This is a genomic window from Deltaproteobacteria bacterium (genome assembly GCA_016875225.1).
Classification (GTDB): Bacteria; Myxococcota_A; UBA9160; order SZUA-336; family SZUA-336; genus VGRW01.
The window spans coordinates 1-5858 of sequence record VGRW01000130.1; the positions used below are offsets into that span (position 1 = coordinate 1).

The window sequence follows — 5858 nt, forward strand, 5'->3', positions numbered from 1 at the left end:
CGAAGCAGAGCCGGTGCTTGAATCGCTCGCGCAGCAGCGCGAAGAAGCGCCGATTCAGGTACTGCCGGCCCCAGACCCGCGTGCGCAGCGTCGACAGGTAGAAGCGGAACATCGGCTCGAACAGGTCGTCGGGGATCTCCTCGCCGGCGAGGGTCTCGATCGCGACACCCGATTCCGCGACCTCGCGCCGCTCGCGCTTGATCTGGTTGCGGCGCTTGCTGCGAAAGCGCGCGAGCCAGGCGTCGAAGTCTGCATAGCCCGCGTTGCGCCAGTGGTACTGCACGCCCACGCGCAGCTCGAAGCCCCGTGCGCGAAGCGGCGCGATCTCGTCCTCGCGGCAGAAGTTCACGTGCACGCCCGAGAGATCGTTCCCGCGACAAAGCTCGAGCAGCGCGCCGGCGAGTCGCTCGGTCCAGACCGCGCGGTCCTCCCCTGCCGCGACGAGCAGGCGCGCGCCGGTCGCCGGCGTGAACGGAACGCCGACCAGAAGCTTGGGGTAGTACGGGATCCCCGCGCGCTCGGCGGCGTCGGCCCAGCCCCAGTCGAAGACGAACTCCCCCTCGCTGTGCTGCTTCAGGTACAGCGGCGCGGCCGCCACCAGCCGGCCATTCTCGATCGCGACGAGCGGGCGCGGCTCCCAGCCGGTCCCGGCGCCGACGCAGCCGGCCTCCTCGAGCGAGGCCAGGAATTCCCACTCGAGAAACGGCGAGCCGTCTCCGACGAGCGCGTTCCACTCCGACGCGGGGAGGTCTCGCACGCCGGAGAGGCACTCGATCTCGACCATTCGAGCCCAGTGTACCTCGCGCAAGTCGGCTCGGTTATCCTCGGGTCGATGCCGGACGAGCCGAAGCCGCCGCCCGCGGACACACCGCGCGAGAAGCCGGGAACGCGGCGCGAGCGCGGTGTCGCCACGCGCGAGAAGCCGAAGGTCGAGCGTCCGCCGCGCTTCAAGGTGCTGCTCTACAACGACGACTACACGCCGATGGAGTTCGTCGTGCGCCTGCTCGAGACCGTCTTCGCCAAGAGCCCGTCCGAGGCGACGGCGCTGATGCTGCAGATCCACCGCTCCGGGGCCGGCGTCGGCGGCGTGTACGTGCTCGAGATCGCCGAGACCAAGGTCGCGCAGGTCCATCGCCTCGCCGAGGAACGCGGCTATCCTCTGCGCGCAGGAGCCGAGCCCGAATGAGCCGATTCAATCGAGAGCTGCAGCTGACGCTTCAGGCCGCGATGCGCGAGGCGATCCTGCGCCGTCACGCGTATCTGACCGTCGAGCACCTGCTGCTGGCGCTCTGCCACGACGAGCGCGGCGCCGAGGTCCTGCGCCACTCCGGCGTGAACCTGAAGCGGCTGAAGCTCGATCTCCAGCGCTACCTCGACGACGAGATCGAGGGCGAGCCCGGCGAGGAGCCGATCGAGACCGGACAGACGCTCGCGTTCCACCGCGTCGTCCAGCAGGCGCTCGCGCACGCCGACAACGCCGAGCGCGACGAGGTCGATGCCGGCGATCTGGTCGCGGCGATCTTCCAGGAGCCCGACTCGCAGGCGGTGGCGCTGCTCCGCGCGCAGGGCGTCTCGCGCCTGGACGTGCTGAAGTACATCTCGCACGGCGTCTCGAAGCTGCCCGAGTCGCGATCCTCCGGCGAGGCGGGCCGCTCGGAGCCGGCGAGCGGCCGACCGACCGGCAGTGACGACGAAGAAGAGGCCGATCCGCTCGCGGCCTACTCCACCAACCTCACCGAGCGCGCGGCGCAGGGCAAGCTCGATCCGCTCGTCGGCCGCGAGCCCGAGATCGACCGCGTGATCCACGTGCTGGCGCGGCGGCGCAAGAACAATCCGATCCTGGTCGGCGAATCGGGCGTCGGCAAGACCGCGATCGCCGAGGGGCTCGCCGAGCGGATCGTGAAGGGCAAGGTTCCGGACGACCTGGTCGGCGCGGAGGTGTACGCGCTCGATCTCGGCGCCATGCTCGCGGGCACGCGCTACCGCGGCGACTTCGAGCAGCGCTTCAAGGCCTTCGTCGCGGCCGTGAAGGAGCGCCCGAACCCGATCGTCTTCATCGACGAGATCCACACCGTGCTCGGCGCCGGCTCGGCGCAGGGCGCGACCGTCGACGCGTCGAACATGCTCAAGCCCCTGCTGCAGAACGGCGAGCTGCGCTGCATGGGCTCGACCACGTTCCAGGAGTACCGCCACTTCGAGCGCGATCGCGCGCTCGCGCGGCGCTTCCAGCGCGTCGAGGTTCACGAACCCTCGCAGGACGAGGCGGTGAAGATCCTCGAAGGGCTCGCGCCGCGCTACGAGCAGCACCACGGCGTGCGCTACACGCAGCCCGCGCTGCGCGCCTGCGTCGAGCTCTCCGCCAAGCACCTGCTCGACCGCTTCCTGCCCGACAAGGCGATCGACGTGATGGACGAGGTCGGCGCCGCGGTGCGGCTGCGTCGCGGCGAGAAGCGCAAGACCGTGGGCGTGCACGACGTGGAGCTTCTGATCTCGCAGATGGCGAAGATCCCGCTGCCGACGGCCTCGAGCTCGGATCGCGAGGGGCTCGGCACGCTCGAGAGCGATCTGCGCAAGGTCGTGTACGGCCAGGACGAGGCGATCTCGACGGTGGTGCGCGCGATCAAGCGCGGCCGCGCCGGGCTCGGCGGAGCGGACCGCCCGGTCGGCTCGTTCCTGTTCATGGGGCCGACTGGAGTCGGCAAGACGGAGCTCGCCAAGCAGCTCGCCAGGACGCTCGGCGTCGCGTTCCACCGCTTCGACATGAGCGAGTACATGGAGAAGCACGCGGTGGCCCGTCTGATCGGCGCACCACCGGGCTACGTCGGCTACGACCAGGGGGGAATCCTCGTCGATGCCGTGCGGCGCACGCCGCACGCGGTCCTGCTTCTGGACGAGATCGAGAAGGCGCACCAGGACCTGTTCGACATCCTCCTGCAGGTCATGGATCACGCGACGCTCACCGACAACCACGGCCGCGAGGCGAGCTTCCGGCACGTCACGCTGATCATGACCAGCAACGTCGGCGCGCGCGACATGACCGCGCGCTCGATCGGCTTCTCGGGCGAGAGCCGCAGCGACGGACAGAAGGATGTCGAGCGGCTGTTCAGCCCGGAGTTCCGCAACCGTCTCGACGAGATCGTGAAGTTCAAGCAGCTCACGCCCGAGGTGATGGGCCGCGTGGTCGACAAGTTCGTCCGCGAGGTCGAGACGCAGCTCGCGGAGAAGAAGGTGCAGATCGAGCTCACGCCGGCCGCGCGGACCCTTCTCGCGGAGAAGGGCTTCGACAAGCTCTTCGGCGCGCGGCCGCTCGCGCGGCTGCTCCAGACCGAGCTCAAGGACAAGCTCGCGGACGAGCTGCTGTTCGGGAAGCTCGCCAAGGGCGGGAAGGTCCACGTGGACGCCGCCGACGGCGCGCTCCGCTTCGGGTACGAGCCCCGCGCGGGCTGAGCGACTTTCGCCTTCTCGGCCCGCGCGGGACTGCGTTGGGCCCGGCGCCCCTCGCGGAGCTCGGATCCCGATCCCTTCCGGGAATTCCTGCCGAAGGCCCGGTCTGGCTCGGCCCCCTCTGTATCTACCGTCGCAGCCGCGAGCAAAAGGTGGCGCTCCGACGCGAGACTTCCGGCACCGGGTGCTAGCCTGCGGACCGTGCGGATCGCCCGTTACGCGCTCGTGATGGCTCTCGCGCTGCTCGCGATCGTCCTCGCGGGCGTGCGGGCGCGCTACGGCGGCGGCGCGGAGTTCCCCGATCGCAGCGGCGAGCCGGAGCTCGCTGCCGACGCGCTCGAGCTCGTCGCGGATCTCCCGCACCCGCCGGGGAACGTCACCGTTTCACCTTCGGGGCGCGTCTTCGCGACGTTCCACCCGGAGGGGAGCCCGCCCGTCTCGGTCTTCGAGCTGGTCGACGGCAAGCCCGTCGCGTACCCACCCGGCGGCCTGCCCGGGGATCTCGCCTACCAGACCGTGCTCTCGCTTCGCGCGGATCGCCGCAATCGCCTCTGGGTGCTCGACCACGGGCGCTACGGCTTCGGAACCGCGCGGCTTCTGGCCTTCGACCTCGCGACCGGCGCGCTCGTGCACCGCCACGAGTTCCCGAGCAAGATCGCGCTGCACGGCTCGATGCTGAACGACTTCCAGGTCGCCCCCGACGGCCGGCACGTCTACATCGCCGACGCGAGCTTGTTCGCGCTGATCCCGGCGATCGTGGTCTACGACGTCGCGAGGCAGACCTCTCACCGCGCGCTCGAGGGTCACGTTTCGGTGTTGGCCGAGGACTTCGCCCCGGTGGTGCAGGGCCGGCGGATGGAGTTCTACGGGCTCTTCACCGTTCGGCCGGGCGCCGACTCGATCGCGCTCGACGACGCGGGCGAGTGGCTCTACTTCGCCGCCGTGACGAGCCGCCACATGTACCGGGTCCGGACCTCCGATCTGCGCGAGCCCGGGATTCCCTGGCGGGTGCTCGAGTCACGGGTCGAGCGGTACGCAGAGAAGACGATGAGCGACGGCATCGCGATCGACGCCTCCGGCACGCTCTACCTCTCCGATCTCGAACACTCGGCCGTCGTCGCGCTCGGTCAGGACCGGAAGCTCCGCACGATCGTGAAGGACGATCGCCTGCGCTGGCCCGACGGATTCGCGTTCGGCCCGGACGGATGGCTCTACGTGACCTGCAGCGCGCTGCACCAGGTGATCCTCGCCAGCCCCGAGCAGATCGCGGCGAACGCGCCGTACCAGATCTGGCGGCTCCGCCCGGAGCCGCCCGCTAGCTGAGCACGCCGCGCGCCTCGAGCGCGGCGATCGCCTCGTCCGGAAAGCCGAGCAGCTCGCCGAGAACGCGCCGATTGTCGCAGCCGAACGTGAGCGCCTTCGCGGGCGCTCGCGCGGGAGTCCGCGACAGCTTCGACCGCGAGGCCTCGATCGCGACGGCGCCGTGCACGGGGTGCGGCAGCTCCAGAAAGTGCCCGCGCGCGCGAAGCTGCGCGTCGGCGTACAAGCCGGGCATGTCGAGCACCGCGTGCGCGGGCACGCCGCGCCGCTGAAGCTCGGCCTCCACGGAAGCGGCATCGCGCGCCTCTGTCCAGGCCGAGATCGCGGCATCGACGTCGGCCTGCTTCGCGCGGCGCGCGTCGGCGTTCGCGAGCGCGGGGTCGTCGCGCCAGTCGGCCCGCCCGAGCGCCTCGCAGAGCGCGCGCCAGTCGGCCTCGTCGCGCACGGCGATCGCGACCCAGCGGTCGGATCCGCGCGCCGGAAACACCCCGTGCGGGAACATCTCGCGATCGTCGTTGCCGACCCGCGTGCGCGTGCGGCCGGTGAGCGAATGGTCCAGGAGCTCCGGCGCCAGGAAGTGGAAGGCCGCCTCGGCCTGCGACTGGTCGATGTACTGCCCCTCGCCCGTCCGGCGCCGGTGCTCGAGCGCGGCCAGGATCGCGATCGCGTTGTACCGAGCGGAGATGTAGTCGGTGTAGGCGCCCGCGGGACCGGCCGGCGCGCGATCCGGCCAGCCGGCATAGAGCTGGAAGCCCGTGACCGACGCGGCCAGATTTCCGAAGCCCGCGAACTCGCGCAGCGACCCGGTCTGTCCCATGAGACAGCTCGAGATCACGATCAGATCCGGCTTGATCCGGCGCAGCGACTCGTAGTCGAGGCCCATGCGCTCCGCGACGCCGGGCGCGAACGACTCGGTCACCACGTCGGCCCAGCGCGCCAGCGCCTCGATCACCGGACGCGACTCCGGTCGTGCGAGGTCGAGCGTCACGCAGAGCTTTCCGGCGTTCGCGCCCTGCACCGCCGCGCCATTCTCGGGTCCCGGGACCGATCCCTTGTACGGCGGAACCGCGCGGATCGTGTCGAGCCTTCGCGTC

At 70.7% G+C, this 5858-nt stretch carries 5 protein-coding genes; 3 read left to right on the top strand and 2 right to left on the bottom strand.

Annotated features, from left to right (window positions below; genetic code table 11):
- Positions 1-784: GNAT family N-acetyltransferase (locus FJ108_17620; protein ID MBM4337709.1), on the bottom strand; the 784-nt coding region annotated here is incomplete at its 3' end.
- A gap of 48 nt (positions 785-832) precedes the next feature.
- Here FJ108_17620 and FJ108_17625 point away from each other — a divergent pair.
- From FJ108_17625 to FJ108_17635, 3 genes are all read left to right on the top strand, one after another.
- Complete coding sequence (locus tag FJ108_17625; protein MBM4337710.1) at positions 833-1186, top strand: ATP-dependent Clp protease adaptor ClpS; 354 nt, start codon at positions 833-835, stop codon at positions 1184-1186.
- Positions 1183-3447: an ATP-dependent Clp protease ATP-binding subunit ClpA gene (gene clpA / locus FJ108_17630; GenBank protein MBM4337711.1), complete on the top strand. Its 2265-nt coding sequence runs from the start codon at positions 1183-1185 to the stop codon at positions 3445-3447. Before FJ108_17625 ends, clpA begins: the two co-directional genes overlap by 4 nt.
- A gap of 198 nt (positions 3448-3645) precedes the next feature.
- On the top strand, positions 3646-4767 hold the full coding sequence (locus FJ108_17635; protein ID MBM4337712.1) for a hypothetical protein: 1122 nt from the start codon (positions 3646-3648) through the stop codon (positions 4765-4767).
- On the opposite strand, the gene FJ108_17640 is transcribed toward FJ108_17635, so the two are convergent.
- A partial coding sequence (locus FJ108_17640) for a CoA transferase (GenBank protein ID MBM4337713.1) occupies positions 4760-5858 on the bottom strand: 1099 nt, incomplete at its 5' end. The genes FJ108_17635 and FJ108_17640 overlap by 8 nt on opposite strands.